This window comes from Herbaspirillum sp. NPDC101396, from assembly GCF_044767365.1.
Classification (GTDB): Bacteria; Pseudomonadota; Gammaproteobacteria; order Burkholderiales; family Burkholderiaceae_D; genus Herbaspirillum.
On the sequence record NZ_JBIWNT010000004.1, the window covers coordinates 157,901 to 183,878 of the forward strand.

The 25,978-nt window shown below is 61.5% G+C and carries 26 protein-coding genes; 11 read left to right on the forward strand and 15 right to left on the reverse strand.

The annotated features are described in order from the left end of the window. Position 1: 1 nt before the first annotated feature. From ACIROY_RS14560 to ACIROY_RS14615, 12 genes are all read right to left on the reverse strand, one after another. Positions 2 to 547 (reverse strand): GspH/FimT family pseudopilin, encoded by a 546-nt coding sequence (locus ACIROY_RS14560; protein ID WP_402342143.1) that lies wholly within the window; start codon positions 545 to 547, stop codon positions 2 to 4. Beyond that, positions 544 to 996, reverse strand: coding sequence for a type IV pilin protein (locus tag ACIROY_RS14565; RefSeq protein ID WP_402342145.1), 453 nt, complete (start codon positions 994 to 996; stop codon positions 544 to 546). Before ACIROY_RS14565 ends, ACIROY_RS14560 begins: the two co-directional genes overlap by 4 nt. 29 nt (positions 997 to 1,025) lie before the next feature. Continuing rightward, entirely contained in the window at positions 1,026 to 1,616 is a 591-nt protein-coding gene (locus tag ACIROY_RS14570; RefSeq protein ID WP_402342147.1) for a PilX N-terminal domain-containing pilus assembly protein, read from the reverse strand. Then, positions 1,613 to 2,509 (reverse strand): PilW family protein, encoded by an 897-nt coding sequence (locus tag ACIROY_RS14575; protein ID WP_402342149.1) that lies wholly within the window; start codon positions 2,507 to 2,509, stop codon positions 1,613 to 1,615. The genes ACIROY_RS14570 and ACIROY_RS14575 overlap by 4 nt, the downstream gene beginning before the upstream one ends. Further along, positions 2,510 to 3,028, reverse strand: a complete 519-nt coding sequence (pilV, locus tag ACIROY_RS14580) for a type IV pilus modification protein PilV (protein WP_402342150.1) — start codon at positions 3,026 to 3,028, stop codon at positions 2,510 to 2,512. It lies immediately after the preceding gene. A gap of 292 nt (positions 3,029 to 3,320) precedes the next feature. Then, positions 3,321 to 3,953 carry a helix-turn-helix domain-containing protein gene (locus tag ACIROY_RS14585; protein WP_402278126.1) on the reverse strand — a complete coding sequence of 211 codons (633 nt, stop codon included), beginning with the start codon at positions 3,951 to 3,953 and terminating at the stop codon, positions 3,321 to 3,323. Between the two features lie 13 nt (positions 3,954 to 3,966). Beyond that, complete coding sequence (locus ACIROY_RS14590; RefSeq protein WP_402278125.1) at positions 3,967 to 4,188, reverse strand: hypothetical protein; 222 nt, start codon at positions 4,186 to 4,188, stop codon at positions 3,967 to 3,969. Positions 4,189 to 4,269: 81 nt separating this feature from the next. After that, a complete protein-coding gene (locus ACIROY_RS14595) occupies positions 4,270 to 4,896 on the reverse strand; it encodes a DUF924 family protein (protein WP_402342152.1) in 627 nt (208 codons plus the stop codon). Further along, positions 4,893 to 5,123 carry an RNA-binding S4 domain-containing protein gene (locus tag ACIROY_RS14600; RefSeq protein WP_402278123.1) on the reverse strand — a complete coding sequence of 77 codons (231 nt, stop codon included), beginning with the start codon at positions 5,121 to 5,123 and terminating at the stop codon, positions 4,893 to 4,895. Before ACIROY_RS14600 ends, ACIROY_RS14595 begins: the two co-directional genes overlap by 4 nt. 33 nt (positions 5,124 to 5,156) lie before the next feature. After that, positions 5,157 to 5,426: a hypothetical protein gene (locus ACIROY_RS14605; RefSeq protein ID WP_402278122.1), complete on the reverse strand. Its 270-nt coding sequence runs from the start codon at positions 5,424 to 5,426 to the stop codon at positions 5,157 to 5,159. Between the two features lie 4 nt (positions 5,427 to 5,430). Then, positions 5,431 to 5,814 carry an MAPEG family protein gene (locus ACIROY_RS14610; protein ID WP_144969469.1) on the reverse strand — a complete coding sequence of 128 codons (384 nt, stop codon included), beginning with the start codon at positions 5,812 to 5,814 and terminating at the stop codon, positions 5,431 to 5,433. A 30-nt stretch (positions 5,815 to 5,844) separates the two neighbouring features. Further along, entirely contained in the window at positions 5,845 to 6,720 is an 876-nt protein-coding gene (locus ACIROY_RS14615; RefSeq protein WP_402342154.1) for a neutral zinc metallopeptidase, read from the reverse strand. Positions 6,721 to 7,073: 353 nt separating this feature from the next. Here ACIROY_RS14615 and ACIROY_RS14620 point away from each other — a divergent pair, with 353 nt between their 5' ends. Next, a complete protein-coding gene (locus ACIROY_RS14620; RefSeq protein WP_402342156.1) occupies positions 7,074 to 9,569 on the forward strand; it encodes an acyl-CoA dehydrogenase in 2,496 nt (831 codons plus the stop codon). Between the two features lie 192 nt (positions 9,570 to 9,761). Next, a complete protein-coding gene (locus ACIROY_RS14625; protein ID WP_402342158.1) occupies positions 9,762 to 10,058 on the forward strand; it encodes a hypothetical protein in 297 nt (98 codons plus the stop codon). 54 nt (positions 10,059 to 10,112) lie between these two features. Here the strand turns inward: ACIROY_RS14625 and ACIROY_RS14630 are convergent, their stop codons facing one another. Next, positions 10,113 to 10,988, reverse strand: a complete 876-nt coding sequence (locus ACIROY_RS14630; protein ID WP_402278118.1) for a hypothetical protein — start codon at positions 10,986 to 10,988, stop codon at positions 10,113 to 10,115. Between the two features lie 82 nt (positions 10,989 to 11,070). Between ACIROY_RS14630 and ACIROY_RS14635 the strand changes: the two genes are divergently transcribed. Next, positions 11,071 to 12,048 carry an aldo/keto reductase gene (locus tag ACIROY_RS14635; protein WP_402342160.1) on the forward strand — a complete coding sequence of 326 codons (978 nt, stop codon included), beginning with the start codon at positions 11,071 to 11,073 and terminating at the stop codon, positions 12,046 to 12,048. A gap of 83 nt (positions 12,049 to 12,131) precedes the next feature. Here the strand turns inward: ACIROY_RS14635 and ACIROY_RS14640 are convergent, their stop codons facing one another. Then, entirely contained in the window at positions 12,132 to 13,679 is a 1,548-nt protein-coding gene (locus ACIROY_RS14640; RefSeq protein WP_402278116.1) for a methyl-accepting chemotaxis protein, read from the reverse strand. Between the two features lie 259 nt (positions 13,680 to 13,938). After that, positions 13,939 to 17,565, reverse strand: a complete 3,627-nt coding sequence (locus tag ACIROY_RS14645) for a hydantoinase B/oxoprolinase family protein (protein ID WP_402342162.1) — start codon at positions 17,563 to 17,565, stop codon at positions 13,939 to 13,941. A gap of 684 nt (positions 17,566 to 18,249) precedes the next feature. Between ACIROY_RS14645 and ACIROY_RS14650 the strand changes: the two genes are divergently transcribed. The 8 genes from ACIROY_RS14650 (at position 18,250) to ACIROY_RS14685 (ending at position 25,809) form a co-directional block, all read left to right on the forward strand. After that, the gene (locus ACIROY_RS14650) at positions 18,250 to 19,527 is read left to right on the forward strand and encodes an ABC transporter substrate-binding protein (protein ID WP_116435303.1); all 1,278 of its coding nucleotides are present in this window, start codon (positions 18,250 to 18,252) and stop codon (positions 19,525 to 19,527) included. A 125-nt stretch (positions 19,528 to 19,652) separates the two neighbouring features. Further along, positions 19,653 to 20,519, forward strand: a complete 867-nt coding sequence (locus tag ACIROY_RS14655; protein WP_402278114.1) for a branched-chain amino acid ABC transporter permease — start codon at positions 19,653 to 19,655, stop codon at positions 20,517 to 20,519. A gap of 33 nt (positions 20,520 to 20,552) precedes the next feature. Further along, on the forward strand, positions 20,553 to 21,602 hold the full coding sequence (locus ACIROY_RS14660; protein WP_402342164.1) for a branched-chain amino acid ABC transporter permease: 1,050 nt from the start codon (positions 20,553 to 20,555) through the stop codon (positions 21,600 to 21,602). After that, entirely contained in the window at positions 21,599 to 22,312 is a 714-nt protein-coding gene (locus tag ACIROY_RS14665; RefSeq protein ID WP_116434845.1) for an ABC transporter ATP-binding protein, read from the forward strand. The genes ACIROY_RS14660 and ACIROY_RS14665 overlap by 4 nt, the downstream gene beginning before the upstream one ends. Continuing rightward, the gene (locus tag ACIROY_RS14670; protein WP_402278112.1) at positions 22,312 to 23,019 is read left to right on the forward strand and encodes an ABC transporter ATP-binding protein; all 708 of its coding nucleotides are present in this window, start codon (positions 22,312 to 22,314) and stop codon (positions 23,017 to 23,019) included. The genes ACIROY_RS14665 and ACIROY_RS14670 overlap by 1 nt, the downstream gene beginning before the upstream one ends. Before the next feature lie 4 nt (positions 23,020 to 23,023). After that, a complete protein-coding gene (locus ACIROY_RS14675; protein ID WP_402342719.1) occupies positions 23,024 to 23,815 on the forward strand; it encodes a putative hydro-lyase in 792 nt (263 codons plus the stop codon). Positions 23,816 to 23,912: 97 nt separating this feature from the next. Continuing rightward, positions 23,913 to 24,500, forward strand: a complete 588-nt coding sequence (locus ACIROY_RS14680) for a hypothetical protein (protein WP_116434847.1) — start codon at positions 23,913 to 23,915, stop codon at positions 24,498 to 24,500. Between the two features lie 232 nt (positions 24,501 to 24,732). Next, positions 24,733 to 25,809, forward strand: coding sequence for a porin (locus ACIROY_RS14685; protein ID WP_402342166.1), 1,077 nt, complete (start codon positions 24,733 to 24,735; stop codon positions 25,807 to 25,809). Positions 25,810 to 25,978: the final 169 nt, after the last annotated feature.

The following is a 25,978-nucleotide window of genomic DNA, read 5'->3' on the forward strand; positions in this document are numbered from 1 at the left end:
ATCAGAATGCGCAGCTTCGGTCATCCGCCGGATTGCAGATGCGGGCGCGGCCCAGGATTCCAAGCCTGACCAGGCGGCTTCTTCCATCCAGCGAGAATTGCCACGAGCCCCATAGCGGCGCCCGGTCGCTCATATTGTTGCGGGTCCTGCCGTTGCCATTGTAAGCGATGTAGGGCGCCGACTTGTCGGTCAGCGTGGTCGTTAAGACCATGCCCGCCGGCAATCTGTCGTGGCTGTAAATCAATTCGTCGCCGGCATCGAATTGCCGGTTGGCGTCGGCCGGCTTGTTGACGAATACCACCCAGCCGTTTTCCCAGTTGACGCCGTCGCGCGGCGCCAGGTCGACCCGCCCGCCGCGCCGGATGGCTTCGCTGCGGCTAAGGTTCAGCGCACCCAGGAAGGCGTTGGCGGCACCCGCGAGCTGCTGGCTTTGCGTATAACTGCGCAGGCCGGGCATGCCGGCCGCCAGCAGCACGCCGACGATAGCGAGCACGATCAGCAGTTCCGGCAGCGTGAAGCCGGCCTGACGCATTGCGTCCGATTTCATCGGCACGCCTCGGGAGCGATAGCGGACGGAAGGCCGGAGATGGTTTGTTCGCCGCGGCTATTGAGCGTCAGCGTGCCGCATTGGTGATCAATGAAGCCACCGGCCGGCGTCGCCGACAGCATCACGCATTCCTGCAAGGTGCCGCCACTGCATCCGCTGGCGCTGACGCGATAGGCGCTGCCGGCCTCGGTGTCGCCGGAAAACCATCTGAATGTCCCGGCGGTGGCGGCGTCGCTGTAGGCATGGTAGCGATTGTGCTGCGTGAAATGGCGTTCCTGTTGCTGCATCGCCTGCATCAGCGCCGCGCGTGCTTCGGCGCGCCGCGCCTTGCGTGTGTAGGATTGATATGACGGATAGGAAAACAGCGCCAGCATGCCGACGATGCACAGCACGCACATGAGTTCGATCAGGGTGAAGCCGCGATGGTGATGGCGAGGGCAACGCAACATGGTCTGTCTCCTAGGTGATGCGATGTTGTTCAGTTGTTGATTTCCCGCCAGCTCATGCGTGGCGGTGGCTGTGATGGCGGCAGCGGTGCGGCGTTGAGTACGGTTTGCAGCATGACCTGCGTGCTTGAGTTCGGACCAAAGCCGACTGCCGTGACGCGATAGCGCATTGCAACTTGCCGGTCTGCCGTCGTCAGCCTGAGCAATTCAATCAGGTAGCGCGGCGGTTGCGCCGGCAGCGACGCCGCGCCGTGCGGAAAACTCAATCCGGTGAACTGGCCGTAGCGCACCGCCGGCGACGGTGTGCTGAAATCGACGAGCCGCCATGGCGCCGCGTTGGCAGCGGCCAGGCATAGTCCGCTGTGCGCACCGGTGCCGTGGCAAGCGCCCGCCTGCTCGGGAAAAACTTCCGGTGCAACGCGACCGCCGGCAATGTCGCGTTCGGCGTCACGCAATCCGGCTTCGGCGGCCTGGAAGGCGACGTGGCGGTCGCGATCATTGCGCGAAGACTTCTCGTTCATGAGCGTGAGCTGCGCGGCGGAGACGCCGAACAGCATCACCACCACCAGCATCAGCAAGACGATCAGCAGCGAGGCGCCGCGTTGGCGATGTGTGGTACTCATGGCGCGGAATTGCGTAACCAGATGGTGGTCTGGAAGACTTTGCGGGTGCGTTGTTGCACGAGGGGTGGCAATCTCGCTTCATCGATCATTGCGCCGGCGTCGCCGCCATCCTGATATGCCGCGCCGAACAGGCGATGCACGAGCGCTGTGCCGCCGTCCCGAACATTGCGTTCGCCGCGCGCCAGCAGCGCGATCCTGATCGCCGCGACATCGCGCCAGCGCTTGTCGATGCGCGTTGCACTCATATAGTCAAGATCGCCGCCGATATTGTTCACGTTGCGCACGCCGTACAGTACCTGGAAGGACTCCACGCCGCGCACGATGGCGGCAGCGCTCCAGCCGCCGTCGCGGGTGAAGTATTTGCAGCGCAGCTCCGGTTCGCCGGTGCTGTCGGGCGCCACGTAAAAGATGCTCAGGCCGCGCACCTCTTCAAGGTCCGATAACGAGGTGGCGCCGTTGGGGCCGGGGACTGCGAAGCCGGCGCAATTGAGCATGTCGTTGTCCGGCTGATTCCTGGGACCTGATCCAAAGAAACGTATCGCCAGCAAATCGCTGCCATGGGCATCGCGATTGGCGGAAGGCGACGACAAGCCGGTCGAATGCTCGCTCACCCTGGCGTTGTCGATGCCGAAGACGCCCGGTTCGAGGCCGCCGAGGTCATTGCGCAGGAACGCCGGATTATCTTGAGGCACGTAGTTCGCCTGCCGCACGGTGCGCGCCATCAGGTCCAGCGCATAACGACCGTTTTCCTGGACCTGGGCGCTGTCGGCCACGCTCAGGTAGGTCGATCGTGCCGCCTGCATCAGCGCCATCGCGGCCAGTACCACGCCCATGCCGAGCGCCATGGCGATCATCAATTCGATCAGTGTCAGGCCTTGCTGATGACGGTGCATTTATCGCTCCACCGGCAACGCGAGGAATGGCGGCGGCTCGGATTGCGCGGCAGGCGCCGGCTCCCGCGACGCCCAGCCGATCTTGATCAGCAAGGGGCCGTCGCCGCTGCTGCCGCTGCAGGCCCAGCGCAGCGTCTCATTGAGGACCGGCGTACTGTCCGTGCAGACCACCACGCGTGCGCGCGGCAAGGCTTCGGTCAGGCGTTGCTTCCAGGCGGCCAGGTCGCAGTCGGCTCCTGCGCAGGCCACGGATGGCGCAACTGCGGCCTTGTATTCGAATTGGTAGGACGTCGGCTGGGCCTCGGCGCGCAGCAACTCGGCCAGTTCAATGGCCAATTGCAGCGCGGCGGATTGGTAAGCGCTGTGTTGCGCAGTGCGCAAGGCGTGCAGCTGCATTGCCGCGACGCCGGAAGCGGCCAGCGCCAGAATGAAAATCGCCGTCAGCACTTCCACCAGCGTGAAGCCGCGCTGGATGAAATTCGCTCGGGACGGCGTGGGAGTAAAAGTAGGAGGGATCACTTGTCGCTCCGCATGTGGCATGTCGGAAAGGCAAGATTTTGCGGGTGTTTGTGCGTGACGCCGCCGTTTTTTCTGCGGCAACGCAGGCAGAAACTGCAATATTCTAATTAATCAGAATTGTTGTTTGTATTTTCTGGCTATCTTTGCTATTCGATCTCGATGCATTTGTATTGCAGAGGATTGATGAGCGATAGATGAAGAGGGAGCGCCCGGGTTCCGGTCTTGGATTCCGCCCTCAACAACGAAAAAGCCCCGCATCAGCGAGGCTTTTTTATGCCGGCAGTCGAAAAAATCACACCGTGCGCGTCTCCGGATATTGCGTGACCACGTAGGCAACCGCTTCGACGTTGGCCGGATTGCGATAGCTGTGCGCGTGGTCGGCATCGAAGAATATGGCATCACCGGTGCCGAGCAGCTGGCGATGATCGTTGATGTGGATCTCCAGTGTGCCGTGTGTGATGACCAGGTTCTTCTGTGCACCCGGCACCAGCGCCTGCAGATGTTCGGTCGACAGCGCATCCAGCTTCAGTTCATGGAATTCGAAACGGCGCTCGCCGGCGGGATACAGGCTGCGGCTGGAAAAGCGGCCGTTGCCGCTGACCGTGCGCGGCGAATCCTGCACCGGCAATACGGCAAGCCCCTGCGGTGCGAAGTTGCGCAGGAAGGCCGACACCGACACCTGCAAGGCCGATGCCACGCGTTGCAGCACGCGAATCGTCGGCACGCTGCGGCCGGATTCGATCTGCGCCAGCATGGCGCGGCTCACGCCGGACTTGCGCGCCAGGCCGTCGAGTGAAAGATGGCGCAGCGCGCGTAGGCGCGAAAGATTGTCGGCGACGATGTCTTCGATGTCGTTGCCGGGAGATTGCGGCGGCACGGCGTGCAGGTGCGGTGCGGGTTCGGCGATACGCAATTCAGCGGTCATGGTGGTGTTCTCTTCAGCGCAGGTTGGTGCGCGCCGAAGCGGCAAAGGGATGAAATGCCGACAGCGACCAGCCGTCATGTGCACCGTGGAAAGGCAACGCGATCAATTCCTGCGCCATCTGGCGCGCGGCGCGCTGTTGGCGATAGGCCTGCAGGTCGGTGACGGCGGCAGTGCTCGCTTCGGTGGGGGCTGCTAAGGTAGTGGTGACGTCGGTCATCGGGATTCTCCATGCCATCAGGCTTGCTGCGATTGAATGGAGCTTAGCACCGACACTATATGCGTCAGAACGAATAAATATTCACATCCTTATGTGAATTTAGAATGAGGAATGCGGTTCTTTCAGAAACGCCGTTTCTTCTGCCGTGGAGGCCCTGCCGAGGATGTCGTTGCGATGGGGAAAGCGGCCGAAGCGCGCAATGATCGCGTGATGGCGGTCGGCAAACTTCAGGTAGTCGTCGAAGGTCGCCTTCGAGGCCGGATCGTCCTTGCCCGCCTGTTTGGCCAACGCACGGAACAATTGCACGCTGTGTTCCTGGTCGTCGATGTCTTCCGAATGCTCCAGCGGCAGGTAAAAGAACACACGCTGCAGCGGCGACAGCTGCTGATCGTATCCCTGCGCCAGACCCAGATGACAGCATTGACGGGCCAGCTCATCGAAGTCGAAGGCGGTCGCACTGTCGCGATAGATGTTGCGCGAAAACTGGTCCAGCAACAGGATCAGCGCCAGCAGGCCGGCCGGCGTCTCGGCCCAGTCGTCCAGTTGGTTGTCGCGCGCGGCCAGCAGGCTGGCTTCGAAGCGCGCCTTGATGGTCTGGTCGACAGCGGCGTCCTTGCCCCACCACAGACCGGACTGGCGACCGGCTACCGTGTTGATGTCGGACCCGGCGGCGTCGGCGCCGAACCAGAATGCCAGGATTGATTCGATGGTTTCGGTCGCCATCATTGCGCCGCTGATCCGGCCAGCACGCGGATGCGTACATCGCCTAGCTGCACGGTTTGGCCCGCGGTGATCTTGCAGGTCTTGCGCAACTCCTGCCGGCCGTCGACCTTGACGTTGCCGTCGGCGACGATGGCTTTGCCGGCGCCGCCGCTGTCGCAGATGCCGACCAGTTTCAGCAGCTGGTTGAGTTCAACGTAAGGGCCTTGCAGTTCGAATTCCATGTGTTGCATATTTACCTTGTGGTGATGTCCAGTAAGCGTGTTTCAGACCAAGGTCTTCTCGGCCTTGTGCAGCCAGACCGCCAGGTTGTCGAGCAGGTCTTCCTGGCTGAAGGAGCAGCTTTCTTCGGTGAACAGGCTGCCCGCTTCGAGCCGGCCGAGCAGGTCTTCGGCGACTTCTTCGTAGCGCGGCGGCAGGCGTTTGATCAGGTCGGTCTGCGCGCGCCAGGCGCTGCAGAAAGCGGCGACGTTGATGTCGCCGTCGCGCAGCTCGTTCAGCGCGTCGTGCAGGATTTGCAGGTCGGGATTGCTCATGTGTTTACAGGTGAAGGGCGGAAACGGCGAACAGGCCGAGGACGCAGGCGTAGCCAACGGTCCAGGACAGCGAGCGCAGGCTCGGCAGGTCGTTCAGGTAGAGCGCAGTATAGACCACGCGAGCAGCGATGAAGGCCAGCGCCAGGCCGTCGATCCACTCCTGCGCCGCGCCGGTTTGCTGGGCCACCAGCACCGCAGCGGCAAAGAACGGAAACGCCTCGAAGTGGTTGCGATGCGCATAGTCGGCGCGACGGCGCAGCCCCGTTTGCTTGTCGAGCCAGGCGCGCGGTTCGCCGTTGTCGAAATCGCGGCGGCCGTACTTCGCCACCGATACCGTGAGGATGGGCAGCAGGCCGGCGATCAGGATGCACCAGTAAGAAATTTCCATGTGAGCCTTATGCGTGTTAAATGATGCGTCTTAGAGTTTTTTTGCTTCGAAGGTATTGCAGGCGCTGACCTTGCCTTCGGTGACGCCGCGCTTGAACCAGCTCACGCGCTGCGCCGAGGTGCCGTGCGTGAACGAGTCCGGCACGACTTCGCCGCGCGCCTGCCGCTGCAAGGCGTCGTCGCCGATGGCCGAGGCGGCGTTGAGCGCTTCCTCGACGTCGCCGTTCTCGATGATGTGGCGCGCTTCATTGGCGTGATAAGCCCAGACGCCGGCGAAGCAGTCGGCCTGCAATTCAAGCTTCACCGAGAGCGCGTTGGATTGTTTCTCGGACATGTTGCGGCGGGCCTTGTCGACCTTCCCGGAAATGCCGAGCAGGTTCTGCACGTGATGGCCGACTTCATGCGCGATCACATAGGCCTGCGCAAAGTTGCCGGAGACGTTGAAGCGCTGCTTCATCAGCTGATAGAAACTGAGATCGATGTAGACCTTCTGGTCGCCGGGGCAATAGAACGGTCCGGTGGCGGTCTGGCCGGTGCCGCAGGCGGTCGGCGTGGAGCCGGAAAACAGCACCAGTTTCGGCCGTACATACGTGGCGCCGCCGGCCTTGAAGATTTCTCCCCAGGTGTCCTCGGTATCGGCCAGCACGGTCGAGACGAAGCGCGCCATCTGGTCGTTCGGCGGCGGCTTGTGCGCCTGCTGCACCGGAGCGAGCTGGCCGCCGCCGCCGCTGAGCATGTTGATGACGGTCATCGGATTGATGCCGAGGAAGTAGGACGCTACCAGCGCGACCGCGATGCCGCCGATGCCGATCGAGCCGCCGCCGAAGGAAAAGCCGCCGCCACCGCCCGAACCCTCGCCGCGGCGGTCTTCCACGTTGTCGCTTTCGCGATTGCCTTCCCATTTCATGATGATTTCCTTTTTTGCTGCGTGTAGTGCTGCGTGATTGCCGGATAGGCGAGATTGTAATGGACCCGGCGCGGCGGCAATGGTTTCTGTCCCGACGCAAAGACGGAAATCCGACAAGAATGAATTTCTGCCAGGAAATGCGGTCACTCTTGCATGCACCGGTGCATGACGATGCGTAAGCATGCGAGGAAAGTACCGGGAGGATGTCAGCGGTTTCCGCAGCGGCAACTTCTGTGGGAATATCCGGCTATGCGTCCGCATCATCGTTGAATCACAAGTTGAATCATAAGCAGCATGCACGTCATCCAAAGACGTTGTCATGTAGACAACAGAAATTTTAACGGGAGACTCACATGATCTTGTGGCTAGTGCTTTTCGTAGCGGGCGCCCTGGCGTTGATGATGATGCGCGCCGGCGCATGGACCTGGCTGGTGGCCGAGCTGGCCTGGATATGGATAGGCGGCATGACCGACCAGGCCAACGCGGTTGCCTGCGTGCTGCTCGCGATCCTCTTGTGCGTGCCGACCTTGCTGGTGGCGATCAAGTCGGTGAGGCAGACGCTGATCACGCGTCCGGCGCTCGACATTTTCCGCAAGATCTTGCCCAGCATGTCGGCCACCGAACGCGACGCCATCGAAGCCGGCACCGTCTGGTGGGACGCCGAACTGTTCTCCGGCAAGCCCGACTGGAACAAGCTGATGCAATTGCCGCCGCCCTCGCTGACGGCCGAGGAACAATCCTTCCTCGACAACGAAGTCACGCAGCTGTGCGCCATGGTCAGCGACTGGGACACCTCGGTCGTGTGGCAGGACCTGCAGCCGGAAGCCTGGCAGTTCGTCAAGGACAAGGGCTTCCTCGGCATGATCATTCCCAAGCAATACGGCGGCAAGCAGTTCTCGGCCTACATGCATTCGCAGGTCATCATGAAGCTGTCGTCGCGCTGTTCGGTGGCGGCGATTTCGGTGATGGTGCCGAACTCGCTGGGCCCGGCCGAACTGCTGCTGCACTACGGCACCGAAGAACAGAAGAACCACTACCTGCCACGACTCGCCCGCGGCGAAGAGATCCCGTGCTTTGCGCTCACCAGTCCCTACGCCGGCTCCGACGCGGCAGCGATTCCCGACGTCGGCGTGGTCTGCAAGGGCATGCATGAAGGACGCGAAGTCATCGGTTTCCGGGTTACCTGGGACAAACGCTACATCACGCTGGCGCCGGTCGCCACCGTGCTCGGCCTGGCCTTTCGCGCACACGATCCCGATCACCTGCTGGGCGACAACAGCGAACCGGGCATCACCTGCGCGCTGATCCCGACCAGCCATCCGGGCGTGGTCACCGGGCGTCGCCACTGGCCGCTCAACGCGGTATTTCAGAACGGTCCGACCTCGGGCGACAACGTCTTCATCCCGCTCGACTGGGTCATCGGCGGCCAGGCGCAGGTCGGCAAGGGCTGGCGCATGCTGATGGAATGCCTGGCGGCGGGGCGGGCGATTTCGCTGCCGTCGTCGAGCGTCGGCTTCTCCAAGATGGCGGTGCGCGGCACCAGCGCCTACACCGCCATGCGGCGTCAGTTCAAGATCGCCATCGGCAAGTTCGAAGGCATCCAGGAAGCGCTGGCGCGCATGGGCGGCAATCTCTACATGATGGACGCCACGCGCCGGTTGTCGTCGCTGGCGGTGGATGCCGGCGAGAAGCCGTCGGTGATTTCGGCGATCTCCAAATACCACGTGACCGAGCGTGGCCGCTTGCTGGTCAACGACGGCATGGACGTGATCGGCGGCAAGGGCATCTGCATGGGCCCGGGAAATTTCCTGGCGCGCGTGTACCAGCAGATCCCGATCGCCATCACGGTCGAAGGCGCCAACATCCTGACGCGCTGCCTGATCATCTTCGGGCAGGGCGCGATCCGTTGCCATCCGTACGTGCTCAAGGAAATGGCCGCGGCGGCCGACGACGACCACGACCGCGCGCTGCAGGATTTTGACAAGGCCTTCTTCGGCCACCTGAGCTTTGTCGCCGCCAACATGGCGCGTTCGCTGGTGGCCGGTCTCAGCGGCGGCCTGTTGGCGTCGGCGCCCGGGCCCAACCAGACGGCGGAAGAGACGCGCGTCTACTTCCGCGCGGTGGCGCGCGTGTCGGCCTGCTTCTCGCTGCTGACCGATGTGTCGATGTTCGTGCTGGGCGGCTCGCTCAAATTCCGCGAACGCATTTCCGGACGTCTCGGCGACGTGCTGTCGCAGCTCTACCTGATTTCGGCAACCCTGAAGCGCTATGAAGATGACGGCCGCCAGCGAGCCGACTTGCCGTATGTCGCGTGGTCGGTGCAGGATGCGCTGCATCGCGCGCAGGAAGCCATCATCGACGTGCTCGAGAACTTCCCCAATCCCTTCATCGCCTTTGCGTTGCGGATCTGGATGTTCCCGCTCGGCCTGTCGTTCCGCAAGCCGTCCGACCGTCTCGCCAGCGACGTCGCGCTGGCGATGCAGACGCCGGGCGCCGCGCGCGACCGGCTGGTGGTGGATGCCTACCAGCCCGACTACAAAACCGATCTGCTGGGCAGCGGCGAGCACGCCTTCAATCTGTTGCCGCAAGTGCACGAGATCGAAACGCGCCTGAAGCAATCGGTGAAGGATGGCGTGCTGCCGGCGATGCCGCAGAGCCTGATCGAGATGCGGCGCTGGAACGCGCGGGCGATGGAGCAAGGGCTCATCAGCATCGACGAGCGCGTGGTGCTGGACGATTTCGCCCACTACGGCAACATCACGGTGCAGGTGGATGATTTCGACGCAGGCTTCGACATGAAGGATGCCTTGCAAAAAGGACAAGCGCCGGAAATCGTCATCAGCACATAAACATCGGTAGGGGAGGTCGGCGAGACCTTGTCGGGACGGTCTTTGTTCGGGTTTTCTTGACAATCCGGCGCGCCCGTTTCAGCGGGCAGGCTGTTTCGATGGGTCGTAACGTCGTATAATGTCGCTCATCATCGTTCATCAGGGCGTCTGCGCAAGGCGTCGCTTTTCATTCAGCCTTTTACAGATATCGCCATGACTACTAGCTCGAACAGCTTCTCCACCGAACAAAACACCTCGCCGCCATTCCGCTGGCTCAATCCTTACCGTCCCACCAAGTTCAACGTCATCGTCGGCCTCGGCATCGCCGCCATCGTGCTGGCGCTGATCAACCTGTTCGTACCGGGCGATCTGGGCGCCACCGCCTACCTGTCGAGCATAGCCGCCGGCGCCATCGCCTACGTGCTGGCCGAAGTGCTGCTGGTCACCATCGTCGTGGTCGGGCCGTTCGCTGCGTTTGTGTATGGTGTGATTGCGTTCTTCTCGCGCTGAATCCAACGCTGGCAAGGAAATAAAAAGGCCGGTGAGAACCGGCCTTTTTTCATGTCAGGGCAAACTGAACGGATAGCCCATGATGGTCGTTTCAAACAGGCGGAACTGCACTTTCTGTTTCGGAATGCCAGGGAACTCGTTTTGGATCGTATCCAGGTACTTGTCGAACTCTTCGCGGTTCTCAAGGTAGAAACGCCACGGCATCGGTGCCTTGGCGCAGTCCAGGCTGAAATGGCCGATATAGATGATTTCCCCGGCCGCTACGGTGAAACTGCCGCCTTTCGATTTGCCGTTTTCCAGCATGTTCTTGCGATCGCCGAAGAAATTGCCGACGCGGCTCACCGATTTGCCCAGTTTGATGCGGAAGCCGGTCAGCAGGTATTCGCCGGGTTCGATGATGTAGGCGTAGTTTCCAAAGTTCTTGCGTGACGGCAGGATAGCTTCGTCCTTGACCATTAAATCCCACTGCCCGTCGGGCGCAGTTTTTTGCACACCGCTGCGGTCGAATGCCAGGAACTGCAATTGTGCGTTTTCATATTGTCCGCAGTTCCAGCGGCGGCTCCAGTCGACCGACAGCAGCACAACCGCCTTGTTCGCCGCAGTCTGCGCGTACAGGCCCGGATCAAATGGCGCGCTGGTTTCCTGCGCCCAGGCCGGTGCGGTGAGCAGACCGAAACTGATCAGCAAGATGCCGATGCAGCGTTTGAAAACGAGATAAAAAAAAGTCGTCGCGACAGCCGTCATTGAAGCTCCCCCAGGTATTTTATGTAGATAGGCATGCCGGATGGTTTTGTTGGTCACCGGCAAACATGCGCCAATAAATGTAACATGCCGTCTTGCCGCAGAGGACGACGTGCAATCAGCAGGCGTGACGCCAGCGATGCCGAAATCCGTATTCCCCGTGCGCAATAATTCATTGGAAACGCGCACGCGTCCGGCATAACATGGCGGCCTCATGCACGCGCCGCAATCCGGCGCCGCAGGCTCAACGCTTCAACCACAAGGAAAATACATGCAAACACGCAAGCTCGCCCGCGACGGCCTGACCGTTCCTGAAGTCGGCCTCGGTTGCTGGCAACTGGGCGGAGGCTGGGGTGGCGACTGGGACAACGACGTCGCCCAGCAGACACTGGCGCAAGCCTATGCTACCGGCGTGCGCTTCATCGACACCGCCGACGTCTACGGCGACGGCGCCAGCGAGCGTTCGATCGGCCAATTTTTGACCTCGCATAAAGACCTCACCGTCGCTACCAAGCTGGGCCGCGGCGCCATCTATCCGGACGGCTACAGCCGGGAGGCGGTGCGCACGGCGACGCAGCGTTCGCTCGAGCGCCTCGGCGTCGACAAACTCGACCTGACGCAACTGCACTGTGTGCCGCCGGCCGTGCTCAAGGACGGCAAGATTTTCGACTGGATGCGCGAGTTGCGCGACGACGGCCTGATCACGCGCTTCGGCGCCAGCGTCGAAACCGTGGAAGAGGGGCTGCTGTGCCTGGAGCAGGAAGGCATGACCTCGCTGCAGATCATCTTCAACATCTTCCGCCAGAAGCCGATGGCGGAACTGTTGCCGCAGGCGAAAGCCAAGGGCGTCGGCATCATCGTGCGGCTGCCGCTGGCCAGCGGCCTGCTGAGCGGCAAGATGACGCGCGCCACCACCTTCAAGGCGGACGATCATCGCAACTTCAACCGCGACGGCCAGCAGTTCAACGTCGGCGAAACTTTCGCCGGATTGGAGTTCGCCACCGGCGTCGATCTGGCGCAGGAAATCGCCGCGCTGGTCCCGGCCGGCATGAGCATGCCGCAGATGGCGCTGCGCTGGATCCTCGATCACGACGCCGTGTCGGTGATCATCCCGGGTGCAAGTTCGCCGGCGCAGGTGTTGTCGAACGCGGGTGCATCGGCCTTGCCCTCGCTGCCGGCCGAACTGCATGACAAGCTGGCGACGCTGTATCGCGACAAGATCCACGCGGCGATTCGCGGACCGTACTGATTACTGATTCTGCTCCGCCAAAAGAAAAAGCCCACGACCGCAAGGCCGTGGGCTTTTTTATTGCAGGGAGAGCTGCGTCAGCGTCAGAGCTTGAACACGCCGACTACCTTTACCAGGTTGTCGCCCTGCTGCTGCATCGACTTAGACGCGGCAGCGGCTTCTTCCACCAGTGCGGCGTTCTGTTGCGTGACTTCGTCCATTTGCGTGATGGCCAGGTTGACCTGGTCGATGCCTTCGCTCTGCTCGTGGCTGGCGACGGCGATCTCCTTGATCATGTCGCTGACCTTGCGAATGCTGTCGACTACCTCGCTCATGGTCTGGCCGGCCTGGCCGACCAGGTCGGAACCGGCGCGCACTTCCTGCACCGAGCCGTCGATCAGCGATTTGATTTCCTTGGCGGCGGCGGCGGAGCGTTGCGCCAGGCTGCGCACTTCCGAGGCGACGACCGCAAAGCCGCGGCCCTGTTCGCCGGCACGCGCCGCTTCGACCGCAGCGTTCAAGGCCAGGATGTTGGTCTGGAAGGCGATGCCGTCGATCACGCTGATGATCTCGACGATCTTCTTCGACGAGGCATTGATCGAGTCCATGGTCTGCACGACCTTCTCGACCACATGGCCGCCTTCTTCTGCAACCGCCGAGGCCGATACGGCAAGATCGCTGGCCTGCTTGGCGTTGGCGGCGTTCTGCTTCACGGTGGAGGTGATTTCTTCCATGGCCGAGGCGGTTTCTTCCAGTGAGCTGGCCTGTTCCTCGGTGCGGTTGGACAAGTCCATGTTGCCGTGGGCGATCTCGTCGACCGATTCCTTGATCGAGTCGGTAGCCTTGAGGATGTTGTTGACCGTGTCGACCATGCGGTCGCGTGTATAGGCAATCGACGACACCAGGCTGGCCTCGTCGCCCTTGCGTACGGCGATCGCGCCGGTCAGGTCGCCTTCGGCGATCTTGCGCGCGATTTGCGATGCTTCGCTGGGTTCGCCGCCGATGGAGCGATAGATGTTGCGCACCACCAGCGTAGCGATGGCCGACATGACCGCGCCGAGGATCAGCAGCACTACGCCGGCCTTGATCAGCGAGCGGTAGAAGTCGGCCTGAATGTCATCCTGGTATACGCTGGCGACGAAGTCCCAGTTCCACGGCTTGAAGCGTTTGACGAAGCCCATCTTGGGGCTGGGTTTAGTCTCATTCGGACGCGGCCACCAGTACTCGAGGAAGCCTTCGCCGGCGGCGGACGAGCCGGTCGCGGCGATCATCTTGTAGAGCTCGTTGCCCTTGGCGTCCTTGAAGTCGATCATGTTCTTGCCGTTGAGCTTGGGGCTCATCGGATGCATCGCCACCACCGAGTCGGCGCCTACCAACGTGATGTAGCCGTTGCCGGTGTAGCGCTGGTCGGCCACGCGGGCGATGGCTTGCTTGCGGGCATCGTCGGCGGAAATCTTGCCCTCGGTCGACTGCTTGTGCAGGCCGGCCACGATGGAATAGGACATTTCCGTGATGTCGATCAGCGCGTGCTGGCGATCGGCGATTTGCAGGTTGCGGGTTTCATAAATATTCCATAGCGACAGCGCAAAGAGCGCTATCCAGGCAAAGACCAGCGGCAGCCAGAGCTTCTGCTTCAAAGACATGTTATTCACTACGAATTCCCCTTTAGATATGCCCGCCCGAGGCGGACAAAAATTTCCCTGAGCACACTCTTTTTTATTGCCCTGCAAAAACATACTGAAAAGTATTTTGTCGAAAAATCTTAGCATGCAAAAAGCGTGCGAAAACGTCGAAATGAGGGGTAAACACTCAGTCTTTTCCTGATAAAAAAACGGTATCCCCGTCACGAAGACGGAGATACCGCAAAGGGACGACTGCTCAAGAGAAACGATTTACATCACTGCTGGAACCTCAGACCGGCTTGCCATACCCCCCGCCGCCCGGCGTGGCGATCACGAACACGTCGCCCGGCTGCACGTCAATGCTGGCGACGAAGCCCAGTTCTTCCTGCGTACCGTCCTTGCGGATGACGGTGTTGCGACCGCACTGGCCGGGTTCGCCGCCGGCCGCGCCGAAGGGTGGAACGATGCGATTGTTGGACAGGATCGAGGCCGTCATCGCCTCGAGGAAGCGGATCTTGCGCACGCCGCCATTGCCGCCGTGCCATTGACCGGCGCCGCCCGAGTTCTCGCGGATCTCGTAGCTTTCCAGGCGAACCGGGTAACGCCACTCGAGGATTTCCGGATCGGTCAGGCGCGAGTTGGTCATGTGCGTCTGCACCACATCAGTGCCATTGAAACCGTTGCCCGCGCCGGAGCCGCCCGAGATGGTTTCGTAGTACTGATGCTCGCCGTTGCCGAAGGTGAAGTTGTTCATCGTGCCCGGCGCCGACGCCAGCACGCCGAGTGCGCCGTACAACGCATTGGTGATGCAGCTCGAGGTTTCGACGTTGCCCGATACCACTGCCGCCGGATAGCGCGGATTGAGCATCGAGCCCTCCGGGATGATCACGTTGAGCGGTTTGAGGCAACCGGCGTTGAGCGGGATTTCATCGTCCACCAGCGTGCGGAACACGTACAGCACCGCCGCCATGCAGATTGCACTGGGCGCATTGAAGTTGTTGTTCAGCTGCGGCGAGGTGCCGGTGAAGTCGATGTCGGCAGTGCGCGCGGCATGGTTGACGCGGATCGCCACCTTGATCACCGCGCCGTTGTCGAGCCGGTAGTCGTAGCTGCTGTCCTTGAGCAGCGTGATGACGCGGCGCACGGCTTCCTCGGCGTTGTCCTGCACGTGGCCCATGTAGGCCTGCACCACTTCGAGGCTGAAGTGATCGACCATCTTCAGCAATTCGTCGACGCCCTTCTGGTTGGCGGCGATCTGCGCCTGCAGGTCGGCCAGGTTCTGCGCGATGTTGCGTGCAGGGTAGGGGCCGGAACCGAGCAAGGCCACGGTTTCCTGTTCAAGGAAGCGTCCCGCGCGCACCAGCTGGAAGTTGTTGATCAGGATGCCTTCCTCTTCCACCACCGTGCTGTTGGCCGGCATCGAACCCGGCGTGATGCCGCCGATGTCGGAGTGATGACCGCGCGAGCCGACGTAGAACAGGATGTCCTTGCCGGCTTTGTCGAAGGCCGGCGTGATCACTGTGATGTCCGGCAAATGGGTGCCGCCATGGTAGGGATCGTTGAGCATGAAGACGTCGCCCGGCTGCATCTTGCCGGCGTTCTCGCGGATGATGGTGCGGATGCTTTCGCCCATCGAGCCCAGATGCACCGGGATGTGCGGCGCGTTGGCGATCAGGTTGCCCTGGGCGTCGAACAGCGCGCACGAGAAGTCCAGACGCTCCTTGATATTGACCGAGAAGGCGGTGTTCTGCAGGCGCAGGCCCATCTGCTCGGCGATGCTCATGAACAGGTTGTTGAACACTTCCAGCATCACCGGATCGGCCGTGGTGCCGATCGCCTTGCGCTGCACGCGCGCCTGGTAGCGCTGCATCACCAGATGGTTCAGCGGCGTCACTTCGGCCAGCCAGCCCGGCTCGACGATGTTGGTGGCGTTCTTTTCCGCAACGATTGCGGGACCGTGCACGATGTCGCCGGGACGCATGTCTTCACGGCGATACAGCGCGGTGTCATGCCATTGACCGCCCGAGAACAGTTGCACGGTTTCGGTCGACGTCAGTACACCATCGCGCGGCGGCAACTGCTCGGATTTTTCTTCGCGGTCGGTGGAGACGCCGATCGCCTCCACCGAGATGGCCTCGATGATCATGGTCTTTTCCGGCATCAGGAAGGAATAGCGCTTCTTGTAGGCCGATTCGAACTGCGCCACCATGCCGGCGATATCGCCGAAGGCCACCACGATCACCGAATCGGTGCCGTCGTAGCGCAGGTGGGCGCGCTTGATCACGTCGATCTGCGTCGGCATCACGCCTTGCGCCAGCAGGTCATCTGCGGCTTGTGTGGCGAGCTTGTTCAATTCCGCATCGAGCGTGCCGATCGAGCCGGTCGACAAAGGCAATTCCATCGCCTGTTCGCGCATCGCGGTCTGGTCCGCCAGGCCCATGCCGTAAGCCGACAGCACGCCGGCGAACGGATGCGCAAACACGCGCGTCATGCCCAGCGCATCCGCCACCAGGCAGGCATGCTGGCCGCCGGCGCCGCCGAAGGTGGTCAGGGTGTAGTCGGTGACGTCATGGCCGCGTTGCACCGAAATGAACTTGATCGCGTTGGCCATGTTGCCGACGGCGATTTCGATGAAGCCTTCGGCGACTTCTTCGGGCGTGCGGCGGTTGCCGGTTTCGGCATGGATGCGGTCAGCCAGCTCGGTGAACTTGCGCACCACCGCATCGCGGTCGAGCGCTTCATCGGCGGCCGGGCCGAACACCTTCGGGAAGTAGGCCGGCTGGATCTTGCCAAGCATGACGTTGCAATCAGTGACCGCCAACTGGCCGCCGCGGCGATAGCTGGTCGGGCCGGGATTGGCGCCGGCGCTGTCGGGACCGACACGGTAGCGGGTGCCGTCGAAATGCAGGATCGAGCCGCCGCCGGCGGCGACGGTATGGATGCTCATCATCGGCGCACGCATGCGCACACCGGCCACCTGGGTTTCGAACTCGCGCTCGAATTCGCCCGCATAGTGCGACACGTCGGTCGAAGTGCCGCCCATGTCGAAGCCGATGATCTTGTCGAAGCCGGCCGTCTCGGCCGTACGCACCATGCCGACGATGCCGCCGGCAGGGCCGGACAGGATCGAGTCCTTGCCCTGGAAGCGATGGGCATCGGTGAGGCCGCCGTTGCTTTGCATGAACAGTAAACGCACGCCGTCCATTTCGCCTGCGACCTGGTCGACGTAGCGGCGCAGGATCGGCGACAAATACGCATCGACCACCGTGGTGTCGCCGCGCGAGACCAGCTTCATCATCGGGCTGACTTCATGCGATACCGAGACTTGCGTATAGCCGAGTTCGGTGGCGATCTCCGCCAGCTTTTCTTCATGCGCCGTGAAACGGTAGCCGTGCATCAGCACGATGGCGACGGCGCGATAGCCCTCCTTATACAAGGCAGCCAATTCCTGGCGCACCGACACCGTGTCGAGCGGCTGCACCACGTCGCCATGCGCGCTCAGGCGTTCATCGACTTCCACGACTTTTTCAAACAGCAATTCCGGCAGCACGATGTTGCGGTCGAACAGGCGCGGGCGATTCTGATACGCGATCCGCAAGGCGTCGCGGAAACCCTTGGTGATCACCAGCACGGTCGGATCGCCCTTGCGCTCGAGCAGCGCATTGGTGGCGACGGTGGTGCCCATCTTCACTGCTTCGACCTGCAGCGGCGAGATCGCTTCATCGGGCTTGAGTCCAAGCAGGCGCTTGATGCCGGCCACGGCCGCATCCTTGTATTGCTCGGGATTTTCGGACAGCAGCTTGTGTGTCAATAAGGTGCCGTCGGGACGGCGCGCAACGATGTCGGTGAACGTGCCGCCGCGATCGATCCAGAACTGCCAGCGTTGTTCCCCCAGGGTGGTCTGCTCTTTATTCATGGTGCATTGCCTTTCTCGATTGAACTTTCAGGTGCATTTTTGTTGATGAATTATCGACACTTTGCACATAAACCGTGCGATTAAGGTCGAACGTTTTGCTGAGGAAACATTGGGAAAACCCTGGGAATCCTCCTTAAAGCCTTGCTGCGTCTGTGTTTGCGTCTGAAGTGGCGATCCCGCTAGAAAACTGGCACGCGCTTTGCTAATAACTCGTCAATGATTTGGCGATCATTTATTTTTATTAATATTAATAATTTATTGACATATTATCGACGAAACATATAGGATTCAAGAAAAAAATCAAGGAGACAAAAAATGGCGAAAGAACTACGCAAAACAAGGTGAGTGCAAAGCAACGCAACCACCACCGCCATTTTCAAGCGTGCCCCCGACGTCGGCAGAAGGCCGGCGAGCAGTAGCGCAATTGCGGGGCAAGGCTTGATGAATCCTGAATCACGCAGTCGATAGAAGTCAGCGCAACACCAGCACATAAGTCCAGCCGGGCAACCGGCCTGGAGTGGATCAACACAGCCTTCGCTTTTGCGGCGGCGGTGCGTTGGACGCGGTTTGAAGTGGTTGGAAGTTTTGTGGTGATTTTTTGGTAGCTCCCGCTCAAGCGTCTCCGGCGTCATGCGGTGGGGGGAATTTTTGGATGTCAGTCAATACAACAAGGAGCGTCTCATCATGTTAGGTCTCGTCTTCAAACGTGTTTTCAAAGCCGGCCTGGCCGTGTCTTTCAGCGTTGCCGCCTTCTCGGCGCAAGCGCAACAGCAGGAAATCAAGATCGGCGTCATCTATCCCCTGAGCGGCGCCGCCGCTTCCACCGGTGCTGAAATGAAGGACGCGCTGGAACTGGCGGCCGACATCATCAACAACGGCGCCAAGGGCGTGCCCAACCTGCCGTTCTCGGCCGGCGGCGGTCTGCCCAATCTGAAGGGCGCCAAGATCAAGCTGGTGTTCGCTGATTCGCAAGGCAACCCGCAAGTCGGCGCCACCGAAGCCGAACGCCTGATCACGCAGGAGAAGGTCGTCGCCGTGGTCGGCGCCTACTTCAGCAACGTCACCGCCACCACCAGCCAGGTCGCGGAACGCTACAAGGTGCCTTACCTGAATCCGGAATCGTCGTCGGCTTCGCTGACGCAGCGCGGCTTCAAATGGTTCTTCCGCACCACCGCGCACGACGATCTGTTCGTCACCAACTTCTATGAATTCTTCAAGGAGCTGGAAGCCAAGAAGGGCATCAAGATCAGCAAGCTTGGCGCCTTCAACGAAAACACGCTGTGGGGCAACGAGACCACCAAGCTCGAAACCAAGCTGTCCAAGGACCGCGGCTACGATCTGGTGAAGACCATCGTCTATCCGGCCAAGAGCACCCAGCTGACCTCCGAAGTGCAGCTGCTCAAGGCCGCCGCACCGCAAGTGGTGATGCAGTCCTCTTACCTGGGCGACGCCATCCTGTCGATGAAGACGTACAAGGAACTGGGCTTCACGCCGGACATGATCCTGGCCAACGACGCCGGTTTCATCGACACCGAGTTCGTCAAGACGCTGGGCAAAGACGCCGACTTCATCATCACCCGTGATGTCTGGTCGCTTGACCTGGCCGGCAAGAATCCGCTGATCAAGCAAGTCAACGATCTGTTCAACGCCCGCTTCAAGATCAACTTCACCGGCAACTCGTCGCGCACCTTCACCGGCCTGATGACGCTGGCCGACGCGATCAACCGCGCCGGCTCTACCGATCCTGAAGCGATCCGCAAGGCGCTGTCGGAAACCAACATCCCCGGCAACAAGCTGATCATGCCGTGGAAGGGCGTCAAGTTCGACGAGCACGGCCAGAACACGCTGAGCTCTGGCATCCTGCTGCAAATCATCAACGGCAAGTACTACACCGTGTGGCCGTTTGACATGGCGACGCGCGACATCGTCTGGCCGATGCCGAAGTGGGATCAGCGCAAGTAATCGTTCTGGTTTGGAAGTAAGCGGAAGGGCGCCGCAACAAGAACAACAACGCGGCCCCTTCCTCACTGATTCAATTTTTATCGCGGGTATTTACGGCGCGTAAATAGTTCGTAAAGGGGAAATTCATGACTTGGGATATTTTGGTGCAGACCCTGGCGTCCGGCCTGTTGATCGGACTTATTTATGCGCTCGTGGCAATCGGTTTGACGCTGATCTTCGGCGTGATGGACATCGTCAACTTCGCCCACGGCGAATTCCTGATGTTCGGCATGTACTCCAGCTTCTGGCTGTTCGCGCTGTATGCGCTCGATCCGATCTTTACCTTGCCGCTCACCGCGCTGTTCCTGTTCGGACTGGGCACGCTGCTGTACAAACTGGTGATCCGCAAGATCACCAATGCGCCGATGGTGTCGCAGATCTTCACGACCTTCGGCCTGATGATCCTGTTCCGCGGCATCGCGCAGTTTTTCTGGAAAGCCGATTTCCGCACCATCGAAAACTCCATGGTCGCCGGCCATGTCTCGCTCGGCGGCATCCAGATCGGTTCGCCGCAACTGACCGCCGGGCTCGGCGCGATCGTGGTGACCGGCGTGATCTACCTGTTCCTGACCCGCACCAAACTCGGCGCCGCGCTGGAAGCAACCGCCGCCGACAAGGAAGCGGCACAGCTGATGGGCATCGATTCGCAAAAGATGTTCGCGCTGGCCTGGGGTGTCGGCGCCGCCTGCGCCGGTGTGGCGGGCGCGTTGCTGTCGACCTTCTTCCCGATCTTCCCGGAAGTCGGGGCCAACTTCATCCTCATCGCCTTCGTGGTGGTCAACCTGGGCGGCTTCGGCAGCGTGGTCGGCGCCCTGATCGCCGGTGTGCTGGTCGGCGTGATCGAAGTGATGGGCGGTCTCTTTCTCGGACCGCAATACAAGATGGCGATCGTGCTGGTGCTGTTCCTGACGGTGCTGATGTTCCGTCCGCAAGGTTTGATGGGCAAGGCCTGAGCCTGACCACACAATTACTCGGAGAGAAACCTCATGCTCAAAACTACTTCCAGCCTGCCGCTGACGCCCACCGCGTCCGCACCGGGCTTTAATAAGACGCACGGACTGCTGGTCGCGCTGCTCGTGCTGGCGCTGGCCTTGCCGCTGTACGTCACCAGCCCCTCGCACCAGAACCTGGCGATCCTGATCCTGATGGCGGCGCAGATCGGCGTGTCCTGGAACATCGTCGGCGGCTACGCCGGCCAGGTATCTCTCGGCCACGTCGCCTTCTACGGCATTGGCGCCTACACCTCGGCGATCCTGTTCTCGGTCTACGGCGTCAACCCGTGGTTCGCCATGATCGTCGGCGGCGTCATCGCGGCGCTGGTCAGCCTGGTGATCGGCTGGTCCTGCTTCCGCCTCAAGGGTCACTACTTTGCGATGGCGACCATCGCGGTGGCTGAAATCATCCAGATCGTCTTCACCAACTGGGACTTCGCCGGCGCTGCTGTCGGCCTGACGATCCCGATGGGCGAGGGCGGCTGGGCCAGCATGATCTTCTCCGGCAAGGAGCCGTACTACTACATCGCGCTCGGCTTGCTGCTGGTCACGCTGCTGGCCAACTTCATCATCGAGCGCAGCTTCCTCGGCTACTACTTCCGCGCCATCAAGGATGAGCCGGACGCCGCCCGCAGCCTCGGTGTCAGTCTCAGCAAATACAAGCAGATCGCGTTCGCGGTGAGCAGCTTCTTCACCGCCATGGGCGGCAGCCTGTACGCGCAGAAGGAGCTGTACATCGATCCGGCCTCGGTGCTGGGCACCGGCATGTCGATCAAGATGGCGCTGGTCGCCATCCTCGGCGGCATCGGCACGCTGTTCGGACCGCTGGTCGGCGCCGGCCTGCTGACTGCCATCGAAGAAGGCACGCGCACCCTGTTCGGCGGTTCCGGCCGCGGCACCGACCTGATCATCTACGCCGCACTGATCATCGTCATCGCGGTGTACTACCCGAACGGCATCCTCGGTTACATCAAGAGCGTATTTGCCCGCCGCAAGGCCATCAAGGCGCAGGCTGAGAATGCCGCCAAGGAGGACACGAAATGAGTTTGCTACGCGTAGAAAACGTCTACAAGAAATTCGGCGGCCTGACCGCCAACCAGGATATTTCCTTCACGGTCCAGGCCGGCGAGATCGTCGGCCTGATCGGCCCCAACGGCGCCGGCAAGACCACCATGTTCAACTGCATCGCCGGCTACTCGCCGCCGACCACGGGCGACATCTGGCTGGAGGATCTCAAAATTTCCGGCATGTCGCCGGAGCAGTGTGCCCGCATCGGCATCGGCCGCACCTTCCAGGTGGCGCGCACCTTCACCAGCATGACTGCGCTGGAAAACGTCATGGTCGGCGCCTTCCTCAACGAGCGCGGCGTTGGCGCGGCGCGGCGCACCGCGCAGGAGTTGCTGGACTTCGTCAACCTTGGCCGCTTTGCCGACAAGCCGGCCGGCAGCATGACCATCAGCGAACAGCGCCGCCTGGCGGTGGCGCGCGCGTTGGCGGTCAAGCCCAAGCTGCTGCTGATGGACGAAGTCATGGCCGGCCTCAACCCGACCGAAGTGCGCGAGACCGTTGACGTGGTGCTGAAGATCCGCGACCAGGGCATCTCGTGCCTGATCGTCGAGCACGTGCTGGAAGGCATCATGCCGATCGCCAACCAGATCGTGGTGCTCGATTACGGCAAGAAAATTGCCGACGGTTCGCCGCACGATGTATCCAACGATCCGCATGTGATCGCCGCTTATTTGGGAGATGAATGATGCTACAGGTGAGAAATCTGCGAGCCAGCTATGACGGCGTACTGGCCTTGTCCAAAGTCGACATCGACGTCAAGCAGGGCAGCCTGGTGGCGCTGGTCGGCGGCAACGGCAACGGCAAGTCGACCACGCTGCGCGCGATTGCCGGCCTCAACAAGGTCGACGCCGGCAGCATCGTGTTTGACAACACTGACATCGGCAAGGTAGCGCCGTTCGACCGCGTCGGCCTCGGCCTGTCGCTGGTGCCGGAAGGTCGCCGCCTGTTCGGCCGCCTGAGCGTGCAGCGCAACCTGGAGCTGGGCGCCTACTCGCGCAGCGACAAGCACGAGATCGCGGAATCGATCGAGGACATGTACGCCACCTTCCCCATCATCAAGGAACGCCGCCATCAGCTGGCCGGCACCATGAGCGGCGGCGAGCAGCAGATGCTGGCGATTGCGCGCGGCCTCATGGCCAAGCCGCGCCTGTTGTTGCTGGACGAGCCGTCGTGGGGCATCGCACCCAAGTTCGTGACGAAGGTGCTCGACACCATCCAGCAGGTCAACGCCAAGGGCGTGTCGATCCTGCTGGTGGAGCAAAACCTGCACAAGGCGCTGGCGATTGCGGATTACGGCTACGTGATCCAGACCGGCCGCATCGTGATGGAAGGCACCGGCAGCGAACTGCTGAACAACGATGACATCAAGAAGGCTTACCTGGGAGGATTGTAAGGTGATGACGACCCACATGAAGATGACCCAAGACGCGGCGCTGTCTGCCGCCGACCTGCGCGCGCTGTGCCGGTCCGGCGCGTTCGACGGTCCTACCGCCGGCTATGCCGACGGCCACGTGCAGGCCAACCTGATGATCGTGCCGCGCGAATACGCCTTCGATTTCCTGCTGTTTTGCCAGCGCAATCCCAAGCCTTGCCCGCTGGTGGAAGTGCTGGAGCCGGGCCGTTTCGAGCCGCGCAGCGCACCCGGCGCCGACTTGCGCACCGATGTGCCGGGTTATCGCATTTTCGAAAACGGCGTGTTGCAGCAGGAAGTCGCCGATATCTCCGTCTACTGGCGCGAGGACCTGGTGAGCTTCCTGATCGGCTGCAGCTTCTCGTTCGAAAGCGCGCTGATCGAGGGCGGCATCCCGCTGCGCCATATCGCACAGCAGCGCAACGTCGCCATGTACAAGACCAACATGTCATGCGTGCCGGCTGGACGTTTCAGCGGCAACGCCGTGGTCAGCATGCGCCCGGTCAAGAGTCGCGACGTCGCGCGCGCGGTGGAAATCACGGCGCGCCTGCCGCAGGTGCATGGTGCGCCGGTGCATATCGGCAATCCGCAGGCGATCGGCATCGCCGATCTGATGCGGCCGGATTTCGGCGATGCAGTCGAGATCATGGACGATGAATTGCCGGTGTTCTGGGCTTGCGGCGTGACGCCGCAATACGTTGCCGAACTCAGCAAGCTGCCGTTCTGCATCACCCATGCGCCCGGCAAGATGTTCGTCACCGACCGTCTCAACGAATAGCCATGTAAGCGCCATCCGAAGCGCCTGCACCGCAGATCGATGTGGTGCGCGCAGCCCCCATAGCGACGGGCCCGCCCGTCATGAAACGAGGAATTTTATGTTGACGCATAAATCCCTGTTGGAAGCGTACGTCTATGCAAAAGACAAATGCTGTCCTTCATTGATCCATGACATCTATGAACCGAACGCGGTGCTCAGCATCTCGACCTCGGCCAACGCGGTGGCGTTTCCGCCGCTGGTGGTCGGCGCCGACGGCATCGCGCAGACGCTGGTGACTGACTTCGCCAAGCGCTTCACACATTGCCGCACCTATTACGTGTGCGATGAGCTGGACGTCAATAACGGCCGCATCGAGCAACTGCCGTGGCTGGTGCTGATGCGCGAGGAAGAAACCGCATCCTTGCGCATCGGACGCGGTTACTACAACTGGCAACTGAACCAGCATCCGGAAGAACTGTGGCGCGCCAGCGAAATGCACATCCGCATTGACCACATGATGCTGATGGCCGACGTCGCCGGCGACCTGCTGACGACCTTGCATTCGTTCCTGCCGTATCCGTGGCTACCGCCGCGCGTGCTGGATTCGTCGTTCGGCTTCATCGGCGACAGCAGTCCGGCATTCGCCTTCCTCAAGGAATTCAGGAGCAACAAATTCGAGCTGCCGCGCGAGCGGCTGACGGCATAGCAAGAAGCAAAAGCAAGAAACAGAAAAAGCAGGAAAAAGAATGGCGACGCGCAGCTGAAAAGGGGAATGAGGCTGCGCGTCCAGGAGTTCTCTTTGAACGCGCCGGGACAACGGCCATTGTCCCGGCGCCGCAGAGAGCAGGCGCATGCCGGCCAGCAGGAGGGCGCGCACAACATTTGGCCGGTACGCGGTTTATTGGGTTTGATGCAATTTCATTTATCGGGGAGTTTCAATGAAACATAAAGTCTTGGCTGCAGCGGCGTTTGCCGCAGTCGGCATCCAGGCCGCGCCTGTCCAGGCGCAGTCGTCGGTCACGATCTACGGTCTGATCGACACCGGCATCGTGGTCGAAAGCGGCGGCGCAGCAGGTCACGTCACCAAACTGACCAGCGGCATCAGCGGCGGTTCGCGCATCGGTTTCAAAGGCACGGAAGATCTGGGCGGCGGCATGTCGGCGCTGTTCCTGCTCGAAACCGGCTTCCAGAACGACACCGGCGCATTGGGTCAGGGCGGCTTGCTGTTCGGCCGTCAAAGCTATGTCGGCCTGGGCGGCAACTTCGGTACCGTGACCGCCGGTCGCCAGTACACGCCGCAATACCTGGTGCTGTCGGCCGTCGATCCTTTCGGCACCGGCTACGCGGGCGACGCCGCCAACCTGATGCCGAACACCGGTAACGGCGCCAGCCGCATGGACAACACCATCAAGTACGCTTCGCCCAACTTCGGCGGCGTGACCGGTGAACTGGCTTACGGCTTCGGCGAAACCGCCGGCAGCACCAAGGCCGCCAGCCAGCTCGGCGCCGCCATCGGCTACGCCAACGGTCCGTTGAACGTGCGCCTGGGTTTCCACGGCCGCAACAACGACACGGTGACTACCCAGACCGGCTCCGGCCGCAGCACGCTGCTCGGCGCGACCTACAACTTCGGTCCCGTCAAGCTGCACGCCGCGTACGGCATCAACAAGGGTCTCAACAGCTCGCCGCTGCGCAACACCGTCAACCCGTACGGCACCACGCCGATCGTGGCGTCCACCGACAGCGCCGACATCCTGGTCGGCGTGACGGTGCCGTTCGGTGTGCAGCATACGTTCCTGGCCTCCTACATTCGCAAGAATGACAAGACCGTGCTCAACCAGGATGCGGATCAGTTCGCACTCGGCTATCGCTATGCCTTGTCCAAGCGCACCGACTTGTACGCGATGTATGCCCACATCAAGAACAAGAACGGAGCGCCGTACACAGTCGGCAGCTCGATCGAGGCAGGTAGCGGCAACAGCGCCTGGAACATGGGCATCCGCCACACGTTCTAAGCGTTCTTCCGGCGGCTGCGTCCTGAAGGCAAGTGGTTCCTGGAAAAACACTTGTCTTCAGGCGTAGTCCTCCGGGCCTGATTGCCGGCGGCTTTGAGATTTGTCGATTGCGGCGGGGTCGCGAATTTTCATATCCCCGCCGCAAGCGGCCGATTCTTTCTTGAGGAAA